Source organism: Anaerocolumna jejuensis DSM 15929 (assembly GCF_900142215.1).
Taxonomy (GTDB): Bacteria; Bacillota; Clostridia; order Lachnospirales; family Lachnospiraceae; genus Anaerocolumna; species Anaerocolumna jejuensis.
Map to the genome: position 1 here is coordinate 1 of NZ_FRAC01000014.1, position 17710 is coordinate 17710.

Genomic DNA, 17710 nt, shown 5'->3' on the forward strand with positions numbered 1-17710 from the left:
ACATATGACTTGTCATCGTCCATTATGACAGACTTTCTGCCGCGACCCGGATTGTCACTAAGCGCAGTCTCCAAGCCTGATTCAAGATATTTGTCGAGGCATAGTTCAACCGACTTACGGTTGAGGTCAAGCTTATCTGCTATGGCAGTAACTGAAATACCTTCTGCTGTAAGTAGTATAATCTTTGCCCTTTGAACAGTGCGCACCATTTCTGTTCTTGAGCTTGTTATATCGGTCAATCTGCTGACCTCATCGGCACTGAGATTGATACAGGAATATTTTGATGGTCTTGCCATAACTTGCACCTCCAACGTTTATGGTACAAGTATAGCACAAAAAGTCATGTTTTACCAGCTAATTTGAAAACGATATACTAGTAATTATATTATTATAAAACCAATTGCCTTTCAGTCAATGTGTTTATGTAAATACATTGATTTATTTTTATTATAATCCATCTAAGAGGTCTTAATTTGAAAAAAAATTTATTAATTACATTATTTTTACTGATATTAGCTTTTAGTATATCAGGATGTAGTAATGAAAATAAAAAAAGTTCAGTCTATAAATATGGAATTCAACCACCTATGGAAAAACTTTATTGGGGTATGACAGTCTCTGAAGTTGAGAAAGCTCTATCAATTAAAGATGGGGTCGATGGTGTCTCCTATAAGAAAGAAGGCTTGGGTACCATTATTATTTTACCCAATCAACTAGATTTATTCGGGTACCATGTATCAGCACGCTTAGAAATAAATGATCCACCTCAACAAGATTGGATGCCATTTAAAACTGAATCTTTGTATTCAATAAAATTATTATTTACAGATATAAGCAAACAAGATTTAAAAGATAAATTAAATGATAAATTCGAAATCCAAGGACGTGACTGGACCAGTTTAAAAAATAATTCTTGCACAACTTGGGAAAGTAAGGATAAAGTAAGCGACCTCAGCTCAAATGAATTGGATAAATTAAAAAGCTATTGGAATACATTATCAGAGCATACTGACAAATTCTCTCCTGCAAAAGAAAACTCAGTTGATGATAGTATTAATTCAGTAGTTTTGTCAATTAATCCAGCTGGAACAGATGCTAGTTTAACTTATAATGCTGATACTGCTTTAATCATAAATAAATTATGTTTATCTAAGAATTATAATTAATGTGAATTTTCTAATTTAACAACAAGGTAACCGGTATAACTCTACCTGTTACCTTATCTTTCTATTAATGAGCGTTTTTACAAACATATTTTACCAGTATTTAGATATACTGTGCCCTAAGCAATCTTAAGGATTTTAAAAACATCCTCAAGTGTACAGCCTCTCCTGGATCGCCAGGCCAGGTCCCTGAAGCATCCGTCGCTGTACAGTATGACAGGTGAGCCGGATAATACAACTTCCAAATATTTTCATCAATACTTTCGTAAAAAAGGAGCCCCTCCATATACCATGAGGCCCCTTTTCATATTCAACAAACAGCTTTTATAAGCTGCTATACTTTTTAATCCCACTGGGCATCGTCAACAAAGGCAATTCCCTTCACAGAATTCATCTCAAAGGTCAGCTTCCCGTGTGCCTTATACCCTGCTAATGCTACTATTGTATCTCCTTTTGGCAGCTCGTATTCGTATTCACCTTTATTAACAGGAAGTTCAACTAATTTATCTCCATTTACAACCAATACTATTTTATAGGAAGCTGTATCCATTGTTGAATGATATTTGAAAGTTACTTTTCCTTTATTTTTGGCATGAATTACCTTGCTGTAGTCGACCCCTGTAAATTTACCGGAGTTTATTACAAAGCCATTGTCAGTCAGATTCGAACTATATCCAACTGCTTGAAAACCGGCTTCTTTCTTAAGTATCATTTTATCGGTGATATCTTTTAAGGAAGTAATGTCTTTTGTATCAGTGACGGCTTCCTCCTTATCCCATTCGGAATCATCTGTAAATTTCACTCCTTCTGCAGATTTCATCTGAAAAGTTAATTTACCATGTGCTTTATAACCTGCTAATGCAACCACGGTATCTCCCTTTGGAATTTCATAAGTAAATTTGCTTTTATCTGCCGGTATTTCGACCACCCTCTTATCATTCAGTAGTAATACCAGCCTGTATGCTCCATGCTCTATGGTAGAGTTATACCGAAAGGTCACCTTACTCCTTTGATCTGCATGTATTACTTTACTGTAATCTACGCCAGTAAATTTATCGGTATGAATGGTAAACCCATTCTCTTTATAATCAGAACTATAACCAATTGCCTGAAAACCGGCTTCTTTCTTTATAATCATCGTATCTGTTATATCCTTTAAAGAGGTAATATTCTGATTATCCAAAGAAATTTTTATTTTTGTGTTTTCAGCCTTTACATTATAATTTTTAGTGGATAATATAAATACTGTGAATATACTTGCAAAAATAATGATTACACCAATATACGTTTTTGTCCGTTTCATAATAATCCTCCACAAATTATTAAAGTAGCTGACATTGTATACAGCGGGACTGTATTGTCCAGAACCTATCAGCCCATTATCAGTCCCAATGACTTTACATTACAGCAATTTGTATCACAATTTGAGGATGCGAAAAAAAATATAACCATACCGGATTTTGTTGCTACTTTACTGGAACATGAAAAGGATGAGGCTCAGCGGATCGAAGAACTGGAAGCTTTATTGGAAGAACGCAAAAGAAAGCTGAAATCCAAAGAGAAATAGGAAAATATATACTATTTGATTATATGATTCTGGAAAGAGGTTACGATGGATTTCTCATTTACAGTATTATTGACCTTAACATTTTTTAGCGGTATCCTCATAATCCTGCTGTGGATTATGCTGCATAATAATCAAATTATACAAAAGGCCGGAATCAGCAGTTTATTTATTGGATTGCTTCTTGTTTTATTTCGGCTGCTGATGCCTGTTGAATTTCCTTTTGCCCGTAATGTACCTATTCGTCATATTCTTCCCGATATTACCCTGTTCATGGAAAATAAAATCCTATACATAGGCACATTAAAATTAAGTATCCTTCAACTTATGCATATTATCTGGGCACTTGGCATCATTATCCTGTTAATTAAATTTCTTTTTGAATACCTCTTATTTAAAAGAAAGGTTGGCCTTTTACCGCCTGCCGAAGATATCGAGTTACACTCTGCATTACAGGAAGTACTGGCCGATTTCAGATCTCATAAGAATTTCCGAATAGTTATTATGAAGAACGTAACAACACCAATGCTTTTTGGAATTCAAAAGCCTTATATCATTATACCATCACTTAATCTCACGAAGGATGAATGGTATTACGTGCTAAAACATGAAATCACTCATTATTGTAAGGGTGATTTATGGATTAAGCTGTTAGTGGAATACTTATGCATCTTCTATTGGTGGAACCCTTTTATCTATCTCCTTAAAAAACAGGCAGCCAAAGCAATTGAACTGCATACGGACTATAAAATAACGGACTCCTTTGATGACATCCGGAAAATTGAATATTTTGAGTGTATTTTAAAAATCGCTAAAAATCAGGCAAAGGATAAATCAAATAAAGCACTTTTGACATTAACCGGAAACAATGCCTCTGTACTTTCCCAGAGGCTGCATGTCACCCTTACAGATTACTCTGATATTTCTAAATTCACCTTTAAACACTTAGCAGTCTTTCTTACATTTTTATTTTTAACGGCATCTTCTTTTTTATTTGTATTTGAACCTTATGCCATATCTCCTTATGATGAATCAACTACCTTTGAATTAAATGAACAAAATGCTTATTTAGTGGTAAACCCTGACGGAGGCTATGATTTGTATTATAAAAAGAACTACTTTGTTACTGTTCATGAAATCGAGAACTCTTATTCAGGCTTACATATTTACAATAACATAGACGAGGTAAAGAATAATGAGAAAAACAAATAAGAAGACATTACTTTTGTTAATGCTTGCCTGCTTCTGCATTAATATGTCTATGACTGCCAAAGCTGCTGTTATCGAGGAGAATATGGATTCTTCCCCTTGCCAGTTACCAATGGTAAGCGGGCAGCAAAGCTTAGCTACCATTATATCCCCTTTATCTGACATTATTGACTGGCGTTATAAACGGGAAAATAATCAGCTATACAAACGCCAATATAATTATACGAAAAAGCAGTGGATTGGTGAATGGGAGCTATGCCGATGATATAAGCGAGTAAAAATTAATTTGGTATAAAAGCAAAGGTAACTGGCATGAACTCTGCCAGTTACCTTACTATTTATCGAAATATACTGTTGAATATAAGAAATAAACGCTTCTTTGTCAATGGGCAGCATAAATTCTACAAATTACTGTAGCCCATTAAATGTTCATCCACTGCCTGTGCTACTTCTCTGCCTTCCCGGATTGCCCATACAACCAGCGACTGTCCCCGGTGCATATCACCTGTAACAAAGACTTTCTCTGCGCTGGTCTGATATTTGCCTTCTTCCGTGGCTACATTGGTTCTGGCGTTCAGTTCCACGCCAAAGGCCTTTGCCACGTACTCTTGAGTTCCTAAGAAGCCTGCTGCAATAAAAACGTAATCGGCATCTACCACATATTCGCTTCCCGGAATTTCCTCCATCTGAAAGCGTTTCGTCTCAGCATTGAACTTACTGCAAAGCTTAACGATCTTAACCTTTGTGAGGTTGCCATCCTTATCTGCAATAAATTCCTTTACCGTAGATTCGTACACTCTGGGGTCATGGCCAAATACGGCAATCGCTTCCTCCTGGCCATAGTCTGTCTTTATGACCTTGGGCCATTCGGGCCAGGGATTGTCTTCGGTTCTGTTTTCCGGAGGCTTTGGCATCATTTCAATCTGAAGGACGGATTTTGCTCCCTGCCTTATACTGGTGCCGACACAGTCATTTCCCGTATCACCGCCGCCAATTACGATGACGTTCTTACCCTTTGTGTTCACGCAGGCGCCGTCTTCAAAGTCAGAGTCAAGGAGGCTCTTGGTAACACCCTTCAAGAAATCCACTGCAAAATAGATTCCCTTGGCTTCCCTGCCGGGTGCTTTAATATCTCTTGGCTTTGAGGCTCCGCAGGCAAGGATGATACTGTCAAATTCCTTCCTGATGTCAGATACCTTATAATTTTTGCCCACATCCGCTTTCGTTATAAAGGTCACTCCTTCTTCCTTCATAAGCTCCACTCTGCGGTTTATGATATGCTTCTCCAGCTTCATGTTCGGAATGCCATACATCAATAGCCCGCCGATGCGGTCAGAGCGTTCGAATACCGTTACCTGATGACCTCTTTTATTTAACTGGTCCGCTGCCGCAAGACCGGAAGGACCGGAGCCTATGACAGCGACCTTTTTACCGGTTCTTACCTTGGGAGGCTGTGCTGTTACAAAGCCTGCTTTATATCCGTTTTCGATGATGCTTAATTCATTTTCCTTTATTGCCACCGGATTGGTCGCCACGTTACAGGTACAGGCCGGTTCGCAGGGTGCGGGACATACACGTCCTGTAAATTCCGGAAAATTATTCGTCCGAAACAGGCGCTTTAAGGCCTGATTCATATTTCCATTGTATAACAGGTCATTCCATTCCGGCACCAGGTTGTTCAAAGGACAGCCCGAAGTCATACCATTTAAGATAACGCCTGACTGGCAAAAAGGTACGCCGCAGTCCATACATCTTGCTCCCTGAATCTTTTGCTCTTCCTTCGGCAGAGGAATGTGAAATTCATTAAAGTTCTTTATACGTTCAAGAGGAGCCAGCCCTTTGCTTAACTTCCTGTCATATTCCATAAATCCTGTTGGTTTTCCCATTGCTTCTTACCTCCTAGTCTTCATCCTTCCTCTACACACCTCAAGCTTGTGCCGAGGATTTCACAGGCACATTTTGTGAATTATGCTTCTCAATAATTCACATTATCTCCATGCCCTCCCAACGCGCCGCAAGATTGTGCCGAGGATTTCGCAGGCACAATCTTGTGTATGAAAATTGCCTTTTAATTTTCATACTATCCTCTAGTGTTAGCAAAGAATGCCTCTATCTGTGCCTGCTCGCTGCTTAAGCCTTTTTCCTCCATCTGGACGATGGTCATAAGCATACGGCTGTAATCATAGGGTATGATTTTCTTAAACTTCGGCAGATAATCCATGAAGTTCTCCAGGATATCCTTACCCTTTACGGAACCGGTCAGCTTAACATGCTCGGTAATCATACTCTTTAATTCCAGTACATCATACTTCTCCGACACAGACTCCATGGATACCATTTCCTTATTCAGCTTCTTATAAAGGTTACTGCCATCATCCAGTACATAAGCAATACCGCCGCTCATACCTGCTGCAAAGTTCTTTCCTGTGGTACCGAGAACTACAACTCTTCCGCCTGTCATATACTCACAGCCGTGGTCGCCTACGCCTTCCACCACCGCGCTGGCACCGGAGTTACGTACGCAGAAGCGTTCTCCTGCCACACCGTTTATGAATACCTTGCCGCTGGTAGCGCCGTAAAGGGCAACATTTCCGATAATGATGTTCTTATCCGCTTCGAATTTCGTACCCTTGGGAGGATATACCACCAGCTTTCCGCCGGAAAGACCTTTTCCGAAGTAGTCATTGCTGTCACCGGAAAGGGTGAGGGTAAGTCCCTTGGGAATAAAAGCACCAAAGCTCTGTCCGCCGCTTCCATGGCATTTGATGACATAGGTATCATCCTCCAGGGATGTGCCGTGAGCCTTTGTAATTTCAGAACCCAGGATAGTTCCAAAGGTACGGTCGATATTGGATACCTCTGTCTCGATAGTCTTAGACTGGCCGGAAGCGATGGAGCCCTTCAGTTTCTTTAACAATATCTTTTCATCAATGGTATTTTCCAATTCGAAATTATAGATTTTCTTGGGGTCAAAATGAGCTTCTTCGGTATTTCCGGCAAAAGGATTGTTAAGAATCTTTGAAAGGTCGATTCGTGCGGCCCTTCCTGCCTTTGAAGCTTCCTTTGCCTTTAACAGGTCGCTTCTTCCTACTAAATCCTCAAGCTTTCTGATACCAAGCTTCGCCATATATTCTCTTACTTCTTCCGCAATAAAGCGCATGAAGTTTACTACATATTCCGGTTTTCCTTTAAAATTCTTTCTCAGCTCCGGATTCTGGGTGGCAACACCTACCGGACAGGTATCCAGGTTGCACACACGCATCATGACGCAGCCTAAGGTTACCAGGGGAGCTGTTGCAAAACCAAATTCCTCCGCTCCAAGGAGCGCTGCAATTACAACATCCCTGCCTGTCATCAGCTTACCATCCGTCTCCACCATTACCCTGGAACGCAGACCGTTCATAATAAGGGTCTGATGGGTTTCCGCAAGGCCCAGTTCCCAGGGAAGTCCGGCATTGTGAATGGAATTTCTGGGTGCCGCACCGGTACCGCCGTCAAAGCCTGATATCAGGATAACCTGTGCTCCGGCCTTTGCCACACCGGCAGCAACGGTACCAACACCTGCTTCCGATACCAGCTTTACCGATATCCTGGCATCTGTATTGGAATTCTTAAGGTCATAGATCAGCTGCGCCAAATCCTCTATGGAGTAGATATCATGATGAGGCGGCGGAGAGATTAAGCCTACACCAGGAGTCGAATGTCTTGTTTTGGCTACCCAGGGATAAACCTTTCCCGCAGGCAGCTGGCCTCCTTCACCGGGCTTTGCTCCCTGTGCCATCTTAATCTGGATTTCCTTGGCACTCACCAGGTACTGGCTGGTAACACCGAAACGTCCGGAAGCTACCTGCTTGATAGCGGAACATCTATTAAAGCCGTCTTTTCCAACTGTAAGACGCTCCAGGCTTTCACCGCCTTCCCCGCTGTTGGACTTACCGCCCAGCATATTCATGGCAAGGGCAAGGGTCTCATGTGCTTCCTGTGAGATGGAACCATAGGACATGGCCCCAGTCTTAAAGCGCTTTACAAGGGAGTCCACACTTTCTACTTCTTCAATGGGGATACCGGCTTCCGGGAAGTCAAATTCAAGAAGGCCTCTTAAATTAATGCCCTCCTCTTCCTTTTCAATAAGCTTCGTATATTCCTTAAAGGCTTCATAATCCCCTGTTCTGGCAGCCTTTTGCAGCTGATGGATGGTCTGGGGATTGTAAAGGTGCTCGTCTTTTCCGCTTCTTAGCTTATGATTGCCGCTGTTTTCAAGGGTCAGATCCGTATTGAGGCCCAGAGGGTCAAAAGCCTTGGAATGAAGCTCATCCACCTGCTTTTCAATATCCTTGATGGTAACGCCGCCGATACGGCTTACGGTATCGGTAAAGTATTTTTCAATCACCTGGGTGTTGATACCGATGGCTTCAAAAATCTTGGAGCCCTGATAGGACTGTATCGTTGAAATACCCATCTTGGAAGCAATCTTTACGATTCCCTTTAAAATAGCCTTATTATAATCGTTTACCGCCGCATAATAATCCTTATCCAGCATATCGTTTACAATCAGCTGTTTGATGGATTCCTGGGCAAGATATGGATTTACGGCACAGGCACCATAGCCTAAAAGAGTTGCAAAATGGTGTACTTCTCTGGGTTCCGCGCTCTCTAATATCATTGCCACTGCTGTTCTTTTCTTGGTTCTTACCAAATGCTGCTGCATAGCGGATACGGCAAGGAGGGAAGGAATTGCTACGTGGTTTTCGTCCACTCCCCTGTCAGAAAGAATCAGGATATTGGCTCCTTCCTTATAGGCACGGTCCGCCTCTACAAATATATGGTCAATTGCCCTTTCCAGGGAGGTGTTCTTATAATATATAATTGAAATTGTCTCCACCTTAAAGCCCGGTATCTTCATGGACTTTATCTTTAACAGGTCCGTACTGGTAAGGATGGGGTTGTGTATTTTAAGTACTTTACAGTTCTCCGCACATTCCTCCAGAAGATTTCCGTCCTCTCCGATATAGACATCGGTGGAGGTAACGATTTCTTCCCTGATGGCATCAATAGGAGGATTGGTTACCTGGGCAAAAAGCTGTCTGAAATAGCTGAAAAGAGGAGGATTGCTCTTTGACAGGATGGGAAGGGGACTGTCGGCACCCATGGCTGCAACGGGCTCTGCTCCGGTTCTTGCCATAGGAAGAATCGTGGTTCTGTAATCCTCGTAGGTATAACCAAAGGCCTTTTGAAGCCTTGCTCTTTCCTCATCGTTGTATTCCACTACCTTCTTATTGGGAATATGAAGGTCCTTCAGCTTCACCAGGTTGCTGTCCAGCCATTCGCCGTAAGGACTGCGGTCAGCATAGCTGTTCTTCAGGTCTTCATCATCAATAACACGGCCCTTTACGGTATCTACTAAAAGCATCTTACCGGGACGGAGCCTTTCCTTCTTCACGATCTTTTCGGGTGCAATATCAAGTACTCCGACCTCGGAAGAGAGGATTACATGGTCATCGTCGGTTATATAATAGCGGGAAGGTCTTAAGCCGTTACGGTCAAGCACCGCTCCCATAATATCGCCGTCACTGAAGAGAATGGAAGCCGGGCCGTCCCAGGGCTCCATCATCGTTGCATAATACTGGTAGAAATCCTTCTTCTCCTGGCTCATATTCTGGTCATTGCTCCAGGGCTCCGGTATGGTTATCATAACGGCAAGAGGCAAAGCCATTCCGCTCATGATCAGGAATTCCAATGCATTGTCCAGCATGGCAGAATCAGAGCCTTCCGTATTGACAACCGGAAGAATCTTATGAAGCTCTTTGTTCAGATACTTGGACTGCATGGTCTCTTCTCTGGCAAGCATCTTATCCACATTGCCCCGGATGGTATTGATTTCACCGTTGTGCACGATCAGCCTGTTAGGATGGGCTCTCTGCCAGCTGGGATTGGTATTGGTACTGAAACGGGAGTGGACAATGGCAATGGCAGATTCATAGGCTTCATCCTGAAGGTCCATGAAAAACCTGCGAAGCTGCTTGACTAAGAACATACCCTTATATACAATGGTACGGCTGGATAAGGATACCACATAGGTGTTATCATTGCTCTGCTCAAATACTCTTCTGGCAATGTAGAGCTTGCGGTCAAATTCAAGTCCCTTCTTCACATCATGGGGTCTCTTCACAAAGCCCTGCATGATATAGGGCATACATTCTACCGCTTTATGACCAAGAATATCGGGAACGATAGGAACCTCTCTCCAACCGAGGAACTCCATTCCTTCCTTTTCTACGATAATCTCAAACATCTTCTTTGCCTGGTTCCTGCAAAGCTCTTCCTGAGGAAAGAAGAACATACCGATTCCGTAGTCTCTCTCTCCGCCAAGGCTGATGTTAAGAGCCTCCGCCTCCTTGGAAAAAAACTTATGGGATATCTGAAGCAGGATTCCAACGCCGTCTCCGGTCTTTCCCTCCGCATCCTTTCCGGCACGGTGTTCCAGATTCTCAACAATCTTTAACGCATTGGCTACTGTTTCATGGGTTTTTACACCTTTGATATTGACAACTGCTCCGATACCGCAGTTATCATGTTCAAATCTTGGGTCATATAAGCCCGTCTGGGTACGTTTTGTCTCTTCTACGCCATATCTGTCCATTCGCACGCCTCTCTTCTTCTTAATTTGCCTGTTTTCAAAACAAAATGCCTGTTTAAATTAACTCCTGTCTTGTTTAAAAAGGAGCTATTCACAATTCTGCATACAAAAAAGGCATTCTTGAAATTGATTTTCTTCAAGAACACCTTCGTTCTGAAACCGATTATAATATATACTGCAAAAAAAAGCAATCTTTTTTTAAAAAATAATTTATATTATAAGTTTTTTTATCGATATAACATTATTTTATTAAGTGGTGTTTGGAATGCAAGGGTATCATCCGATATAAATAGAGAATAATTCACACTAACTGCTATGCCTTCCCAGCACGCCGCAAGATTGGGCTGAGGATTTCGCAGGCACAATCTTGTATGTGAATTATGCTTTTCAATAATTCACACTAACTGCCATGCCTTCCCAGCACGCCGCAAGATTGGGCTGAGGATTTCGCAGGCACAATCTTGTATGTGAATTATGCTTTTCAATAATTCACACTAACTGCTTTAATAGGAAGTAAAAATTGCTTTATCATTTTTACTTCACCACCCGGAAGATAAAAGGAGGCTTTCCATGCTCAGTAATAATAATATAACCAATACCAACATCCCAAACAATATTACACAAACAAATTCCCAGTCAAATTCCGTATCCTCCTCTTCTTCCTCCCATGCCTCCCAGAGTGTTTCCGGCTCCAATTCCCAGACCGGTATCGTTTCCCCTTATGGGCTGGAAAAAGGCCAGGTGGTAAAAGGAGAAATTATCGATTTAAAGAACAACGAAGTCAGCGTTAAATTAGATGACGGCCAAGTAATCAGGGGAAGACTCGCAGCGGATGTAAATGAACTATCCATTGGGAGCAAGGTAACCCTGCGTGTGGAGAATGCCTCCTCTCAGAACCTGACTCTTAAGCTCATCCCCTCTGATTCCTCCGCCTATCTGGAATCCACCATTGACCATGCACTGGAGGCAGCTAACTTAAGTAAGACCGGCAGGAACAAAAGCCTGGTAGCGGAACTGTTAAATGCCAACATGTCCATTGATAAAAATACTCTGACAAGCCTGTCAAAGCAGATGCTGCAATTTCCGGACATTTCTTTAAAGACCCTGGTATTTTTAAACCGCAATAACCTCCCGGTAAACACTGCCAACGTGACCTTTATGGAAAACTTCTTAAATTCCACCGGAAAGGTCCTCTCCCAGCTTACCTCCCTTTCAGACAGTATCTCCCAGGCTCTGCAAAATGGAGATGACACGTCTGCAAAGTATAAGCTCCTGTCCCTTCTCCTTCCTTCCGGTGATGCCGCGGCGGCTTCCTCAAGCAGTCAGGCTGCCGCTGCTGCAGATTCAAAAGCCGCATTTGCGCTTTCCGGTATTCTGAGCCAGGAAGAAAGAAATGCGCTTGTTGAAAATATGAAAACTTCAAACCTTTATGCAGCGGCTTCTACGAATATGGAGGGTATCCTGACGGGTACGGCAAGTCTTTCGGAAACACTGAACCTCCTTGGGGGCAATTCTGCACTGCTAAAGGGTACTGATTTACCTGCACAGACAGCAGCCCTTACCTCACCCGAAGCAGGCGGGCTGCCTGACGGGCAGGCTGCTGCCGGGCAAACCGGGCTGCTGCCAGAGGCAATCCAGAGTAAGCTTCCTGCTCTTAACCCTTCCATTCTCCAAAAGCTGCTTGCCGCCGCTGAAGGATCTGTGGATGGGGCTGTAAACATCCCCGACAGTGTCGATAAGCTTCTCACCCCTGAGGAGAGACTTCAATTCCTGAGCCTGCTAAAGGAGAATTTATCACCAAAAGAACTGCCGGAGACCATAACCCGGGGACTGACCCAGGGAGACATTTCCTCCACTGAACTGCTTGCCGGACTAAAGCCCTTCTTGTCAGAGACTTTTGAATTTTCAAAGGGCAGCGCTGAAAAAATTATTTCCTCCAGGGAGTTCAACCGCCTCCTTTCCTCTTCCCTTTTATCCCAGTGGTCCTTATCACCGGAGGATTTGGAAAAGCCTTCTTCTATAAGTGCACATTATGAAAGCCTGTTAAAGCAATTAAATGATATCAGAGCGCTTACGGAAAGCACTCCCTTTAAGGATGCTCCTGCCCTGCAGAGCCAGGCAGCCCAGGTAACAGATACCCTGAATTTCATGAACACCTTGAACCACCTCTTTACTTACCTGCAGGTTCCTGTAAAGCTGAAGAACCAGTATACGGACAGCGAGCTTTATATTTACTCCAATAAGAAATCGGAGCTGGACATTACCGAGGGTGTACGGGTTGTCCTTCATCTTAAAATGGATAGCTTAGGTCCCTTGGATGTAGCAATAGACTTAAGACAGAACCAGCTTAAGAATTCCTTCTATCTGGAGAACAGGGAAATAAAGGACCTTCTCTCCTCCCATATGGAAAACCTTGAAGCAAGGCTTGAGAACCTGGGATATCAGGTAAAGACAGAATTCTACGACAGGCAGAAGGAAATCAACAATCCAGCCGATGCAGCCAGAGACCACCTTCTGTCATTAAATCATGGTCCTTCTGTCCATCCTATGGAAAAGAAACGCTACCACTTTGATATCCGGGCATAAAATAACCGCAGTAATACACAGGTAATTACTCCTTTGTATTACTGCGGTTTTTATTAAAAAATCAATTACATTTTTAAACTTTCTAATAGGAGCATTACAGGCAAATCCGCTATATGTACGGGTAACGGGTATTTGCAATCAAATAGACAGCTCTTTTCTATTTATATAATATTCATCGCCCTGCATATCAGATAGAGTATAAACAAATGAACCGGATAGAAGGCATAAAATATGTATTTCAGCCTGAGTCCTCTTTCACCATTATAAAGACCTATGGGTATAATGGCAAATATCGCTGTCAGCTCCGATAAAGACATGATATTTAATACAAGGTAGCCTCCAAGCCCCGACAGTGCCGGCTTTCTCCTAAGAGCATACATAACTGCTATGGTAAGGACTCCAAAGCCCGAATAATCCGTAATCAAAAGGTTAGCGAGAAGGATTCCGGCGACCAGTACCGTACAGTCTGCCAGGAAAATTTCTAATTCTCTATCCTCCTTGTTCTTTTTCAGATAGGCAATCAAAAGTACGATGCCGGCAACAACTGCCATTCCGATAAACAGCAATCTCTGATAGGGCACTGCCGGTGTAATATCCCTGCCCGTAAAACCTAACAAAATGCTATTCACCGTAAACATAATACTCTGAGCAGAAGTAAAGACGATAAAACCAACTCCGGCGGCTCCGGCAATGGAAAGTATGGGAAGCCATTTTTTATCCTTTAATCGTTCACCGACCAGCTGAAAGCCCCACATCACCAGAAAGCCTATCAGCAGAGTAAAGAATACATTCTGATATCCAAAATTAAAAACCTTTCCGCTAAAAGCAAGGTCAAAGGGTATTTCCGAGATTAATGCAAATATCCCCAGCCTTATAGCATATTTTCTCTTATTGCTTGTATGAACAAAGCCCTCGACCAGCAAAAAGCAAAAGAGCGGAAATCCAAGCCTGCCAATCATTCTCATAATACCATCAATCATATTTAATAGATTGCTTGCTGCAGCGTTTCCTTCTGTTCCCATGCCCATATTGTAAAACCCTCTGGTTATCAGAGTCCGGTCCAATATAGTCGCAGCAATATGATCAATCAGCATAACAAATATTGCAATCAGCTTTAAAGTGCTTCCCGGTATTCCTCTTTTCTTAATCCTTTCCTCCGGGAAAGAAGGTACTGCTGTGATATCTTCCATAATTCCTCCCAATCAGGTTAATGTTGCAGAATGCCATGGCAAACTGCATTTCCTAAATTATACCATTTTTGAAAGTAAATAACAATGCCTTAGCTGCTATATAAGATGAATTAAGCTTTCTGACCTTTTCCAGATATAAATATGCCATATATCCCAGCCTTTTTACACCCTGAAATGAGACAACCTGATACATCACGTTGTTTCTTTTAATATTCAGTTGTAAATGAATTTACCCTTGTGAAGTGAATCTACTTGATTATAACCTATTTAGAAAAATTCCAGGGGCTTATTCCCCTTTAGAATGGATTTAATAAGCCCCTGTTCAAATAGTCTTATTCCCTGCTCCTATGCCATTAATTCCTTCAGAAGCTTATTAATCATGCCCGGATCTGCTTTTCCCTTCATTTCCTTCATGGTCTGCCCCACTAAGAAGCCAATCGCTTTCTCCTTACCGCTTCGGTAATCATTTACCGAGGCAGGGTTTTCCGCAAGGATTCTCTCTATGGTAGACTTTAGCACCCCTTCGTCGCTAACCATGGAAAGCCCTTTTTCCTCCACGTATTTAACAGGGTCTGCGTTATCCTTGAATATCTTTTCAAACACTTCCTTGGCAACCGTTCTGTTAATCTTATTGTCTCCGATAAGCTTTATAAGTCCTGCAAGGTGCTCTGCGCTGAAGGCGATATCCTCTGCTTCCTTTTCCTCTTCCTTTAACAGGCGCATGGTTTCTACCATCAGCCAGTTGGATACTTCCTTGGGCTTTTCGCAGAGGGCAACGGTTTCTTCAAAAAGGTCTGCCAGGTGCTTGGAGCCTGTTATGATTCCCGCATCATAGGCAGGTATATCATATTCCTTCTCATAACGAATCATCTTCTCATCCCGAAGCTCCGGCTGGCGGTTTTTGATTTTCACCAGCCATTCATCACTGATTACGATTGGAACCAGGTCCGGTTCCGGGAAATAGCGGTAATCCTGGGCATCCTCCTTGGAACGCATGGCAAAGCTGTTATCCTTATTATCATCCCAGCGTCTGGTTTCCTGAATGACTGCCTTGCCGTATTCCAATACCTCTATCTGACGTTTTCTCTCTCCTTCAATGGCTCTTGCAATAGCCTTAAAGGAGTTCATGTTCTTCATTTCCGTTCTGGTACCGAACTCCTTTGCTCCCATTTCCCTGATGGAAAGATTGATATCCGCTCTCAGGGAACCCTCCTGCATCTTACAGTCAGAGACTCCAAGGTACTGCAGGATAAGCTTAAGCTTCTCCAGATAGGCAATGACCTCTTCGGCACTTCTCATATCCGGCTCGCTTACAATTTCAATAAGGGGCACGCCGCAGCGGTTGTAATCCACCAGGGTACAGTCTTCCCACGGGTCATGTATCAGCTTTCCGGCATCCTCTTCCATGTGGATTTCATGGATTCCGACCACCTTCCTGCCCGATGAGGTCTCAATCTCAATTCCTCCGTCATGGCAAATGGGAAGGTACAGCTGTGATACCTGATAGGCCTTTGGAAGATCGGGATAGAAATAATTCTTACGGTCAAATTTACAGTTCTGATTTATTTCACAGTTCATGGCAAGTCCTGCCGCAATGGCATATTCCACGACCTTTCCGTTTAATACGGGCAGGGTTCCCGGCATACCGGTACACACCGGACAGCAATGGGTATTGGGCTCTCCTCCGAACTGGGTGGTGCAGCCGCAGAATATTTTCGTCTTCGTCGCCAGCTCTACATGGACTTCCAGACCAATGACGGTTTCGTATGTTTTCATAGTAACTCCTTTCGTGAATATCAGGTCATTCATTTGATATTCCTGAATACCTAGTAGAAAAATCTATCTTGTTTGTTCAAAGCGATAAGCCGCTTTTAAGATATCCTTTTCCCCAAAGTGCTTTCCGATTAACTGAAGGCCGATGGGAAGCCCCTGCTTATCCACTCCGCAGGGAAGGCTGATAGCCGGAAGCCCTGTCAGGTTAACGGATACGGTATAGATATCTCCCAGATACATCTGCAGGGGGTCGGACAGGCTCTCTCCGATTTTCGGAGCCGTTGCCGGCGCAGTCGGTCCAAGGATAATGTCAAATTTATCAAAGGCCCTGTCAAAGCCCTCTTTTATCAGAGCTTTTACTCTTAAGGCCTTATTATAGTAAGCGTCATAATAGCCGGAGCTGAGAACGAAAGCACCAATCATCATTCTGCGTTTTACCTCATTACCAAAGCCCTCGCTTCTGGTCTTCTTATAGACCTCCTGAAGCCCTTCAAAATCCTCCGTACGGTATCCGTATTTGATGCCGTCATATCTGGACAGGTTGGAACTGGCTTCTGCAGATGCGATAACATAATAAGCAGGTATGGCATATTCCACTGCATCCAGGTCAAATTCTTCTATTGAGGCACCCTGTCTTTCCAGTACTCTGGCCGCCTCTAAAATACTTGTCTTGATTTCCTCTGACAGGCCGCTTCCCAGATACCCTTTGGGAATTCCTATCTTCATTCCCTTAACATCCCCGCCTAATGCCTTGCTGTAATCATAGCTTTCTGTCGGAACGCTGGTGGAATCCCTTTTATCATGGCCTGAGATAATATCAAGCGCTGCCGCACAATCTGCCACATTCCTTCCGATGGGACCTATCTGGTCCAGGGAAGAGGCATAGGCAACCAGTCCGTAGCGGGATACGGTGCCATAGGTAGGCTTTATGCCGGTTACTCCGCAGAAAGCACTTGGCTGTCGGATGGAACCGCCGGTGTCAGAGCCCAATGCATAAAAGGCTTCCTCCGCCGCAACTGCAGCTGCGGAACCACCGCTGGAACCACCCGGCACACGCTCTGTGTTTCTGGGGTTTTTCGTAATTCCAAAATAGGAAGTCTCTGTAGTACTTCCCATGGCGAACTCATCCATGTTTGTCTTTCCGATGATAACAGCACCCTGGGCTCTCAATCTCTCCACTACCGTAGCATTGTAGGGGGGTATGAAGTTATGCAATATTTTAGAGCCGCAGGTGGTCTTTATTCCTTTGGTGCAGATATTATCCTTCACTGCAACGGGCACCCCTGCTAAAGGAGCATCTGCCAGCTCACCGCTGTCGATTCTTTTCTGCACTTCTTCTGCTTCCGACAGTGCGCTCTCTTCCAGAACTGAGATATAGCAGTTATACTCTCCATCCCGTTCCTTGATTTTATCTATCTGAAGGCTGACTGCTTCTGCAACTGATATTTCTTTCTCTTTGATTTTTTTCCCCAATTCCAGGGCTGATAATTTGGTTATATCCATGCTGACCTCTTTTCTTTCAACATCTTCCGATGGTTTGTAATCCAGGACAGGCATTTTGCCGCATTATGCCGCATTTTACCGCTTT

The 17710-nt window shown here is 43.1% G+C and carries 12 protein-coding genes; 5 read left to right on the forward strand and 7 right to left on the reverse strand.

The window, feature by feature from the left end:
- Positions 1-296, reverse strand: a 296-nt coding sequence (locus BUB77_RS14260; protein ID WP_139241192.1) for a helix-turn-helix domain-containing protein, incomplete at its 3' end; no start/stop codon positions are given.
- Positions 297-473: 177 nt separating this feature from the next.
- Here BUB77_RS14260 and BUB77_RS14265 point away from each other — a divergent pair.
- A complete protein-coding gene (locus BUB77_RS14265; RefSeq protein WP_073277060.1) occupies positions 474-1166 on the forward strand; it encodes a hypothetical protein in 693 nt (230 codons plus the stop codon).
- Positions 1167-1506: 340 nt separating this feature from the next.
- Here BUB77_RS14265 and BUB77_RS14270 read toward each other — a convergent pair whose 3' ends face one another.
- Positions 1507-2466 (reverse strand): hypothetical protein, encoded by a 960-nt coding sequence (locus BUB77_RS14270; RefSeq protein ID WP_073277062.1) that lies wholly within the window; start codon positions 2464-2466, stop codon positions 1507-1509.
- A gap of 54 nt (positions 2467-2520) precedes the next feature.
- On the opposite strand from BUB77_RS14270, the gene BUB77_RS14275 reads away from it, so the two are divergent.
- From BUB77_RS14275 to BUB77_RS14285, 3 genes are read left to right on the forward strand one after another with little or no spacing between them, the layout of a single operon-like run.
- Positions 2521-2730 (forward strand): hypothetical protein, encoded by a 210-nt coding sequence (locus BUB77_RS14275; protein WP_073277064.1) that lies wholly within the window; start codon positions 2521-2523, stop codon positions 2728-2730.
- A 45-nt stretch (positions 2731-2775) separates the two neighbouring features.
- The gene (locus tag BUB77_RS14280; RefSeq protein ID WP_073277066.1) at positions 2776-3939 is read left to right on the forward strand and encodes a M56 family metallopeptidase; all 1164 of its coding nucleotides are present in this window, start codon (positions 2776-2778) and stop codon (positions 3937-3939) included.
- Positions 3923-4201: a hypothetical protein gene (locus tag BUB77_RS14285; protein WP_073277068.1), complete on the forward strand. Its 279-nt coding sequence runs from the start codon at positions 3923-3925 to the stop codon at positions 4199-4201. The genes BUB77_RS14280 and BUB77_RS14285 overlap by 17 nt, the downstream gene beginning before the upstream one ends.
- 136 nt (positions 4202-4337) lie before the next feature.
- Here the strand turns inward: BUB77_RS14285 and BUB77_RS14290 are convergent, their stop codons facing one another.
- Both BUB77_RS14290 and gltB read right to left on the reverse strand, forming a co-directional pair.
- Positions 4338-5822: a glutamate synthase subunit beta gene (locus tag BUB77_RS14290; RefSeq protein ID WP_073277070.1), complete on the reverse strand. Its 1485-nt coding sequence runs from the start codon at positions 5820-5822 to the stop codon at positions 4338-4340.
- 194 nt (positions 5823-6016) lie between these two features.
- Positions 6017-10576, reverse strand: a complete 4560-nt coding sequence (gene gltB, locus BUB77_RS14295; RefSeq protein ID WP_073277072.1) for a glutamate synthase large subunit — start codon at positions 10574-10576, stop codon at positions 6017-6019.
- A 567-nt stretch (positions 10577-11143) separates the two neighbouring features.
- Between gltB and BUB77_RS14300 the strand changes: the two genes are divergently transcribed.
- Positions 11144-13159 (forward strand): flagellar hook-length control protein FliK, encoded by a 2016-nt coding sequence (locus BUB77_RS14300; protein WP_073277074.1) that lies wholly within the window; start codon positions 11144-11146, stop codon positions 13157-13159.
- Between the two features lie 161 nt (positions 13160-13320).
- On the opposite strand, the gene BUB77_RS14305 is transcribed toward BUB77_RS14300, so the two are convergent.
- From BUB77_RS14305 to gatA, 3 genes are all read right to left on the reverse strand, one after another.
- Positions 13321-14349, reverse strand: coding sequence for a TraX family protein (locus BUB77_RS14305; RefSeq protein ID WP_073277076.1), 1029 nt, complete (start codon positions 14347-14349; stop codon positions 13321-13323).
- 345 nt (positions 14350-14694) lie between these two features.
- A complete protein-coding gene (gatB, locus tag BUB77_RS14310) occupies positions 14695-16125 on the reverse strand; it encodes an Asp-tRNA(Asn)/Glu-tRNA(Gln) amidotransferase subunit GatB (RefSeq protein ID WP_073277081.1) in 1431 nt (476 codons plus the stop codon).
- Positions 16126-16188: 63 nt separating this feature from the next.
- Positions 16189-17625, reverse strand: a complete 1437-nt coding sequence (gene gatA, locus BUB77_RS14315) for an Asp-tRNA(Asn)/Glu-tRNA(Gln) amidotransferase subunit GatA (protein WP_073277330.1) — start codon at positions 17623-17625, stop codon at positions 16189-16191.
- Between the last annotated feature and the right edge of the window lie 85 nt (positions 17626-17710).

Bases quoted from the DNA above. Each gene is read 5' to 3' on its own strand.
- BUB77_RS14305 (WP_073277076.1), bottom strand. From the start codon at position 14,349: ATGGAAGATATCACAGCAGTACCTTCTTTCCCGGAGGAAAGGATTAAG.
- BUB77_RS14280 (WP_073277066.1), top strand. From the start codon at position 2,776: ATGGATTTCTCATTTACAGTATTATTGACCTTAACATTTTTTAGCGGT.
- BUB77_RS14270 (WP_073277062.1), bottom strand. From the start codon at position 2,466: ATGAAACGGACAAAAACGTATATTGGTGTAATCATTATTTTTGCAAGT.
- gatA (WP_073277330.1), bottom strand. From the start codon at position 17,625: ATGGATATAACCAAATTATCAGCCCTGGAATTGGGGAAAAAAATCAAA.
- gatB (WP_073277081.1), bottom strand. From the start codon at position 16,125: ATGAAAACATACGAAACCGTCATTGGTCTGGAAGTCCATGTAGAGCTG.
- BUB77_RS14290 (WP_073277070.1), bottom strand. From the start codon at position 5,822: ATGGGAAAACCAACAGGATTTATGGAATATGACAGGAAGTTAAGCAAA.
- BUB77_RS14300 (WP_073277074.1), top strand. From the start codon at position 11,144: ATGCTCAGTAATAATAATATAACCAATACCAACATCCCAAACAATATT.
- gltB (WP_073277072.1), bottom strand. From the start codon at position 10,576: ATGGACAGATATGGCGTAGAAGAGACAAAACGTACCCAGACGGGCTTA.
- BUB77_RS14285 (WP_073277068.1), top strand. From the start codon at position 3,923: ATGAGAAAAACAAATAAGAAGACATTACTTTTGTTAATGCTTGCCTGC.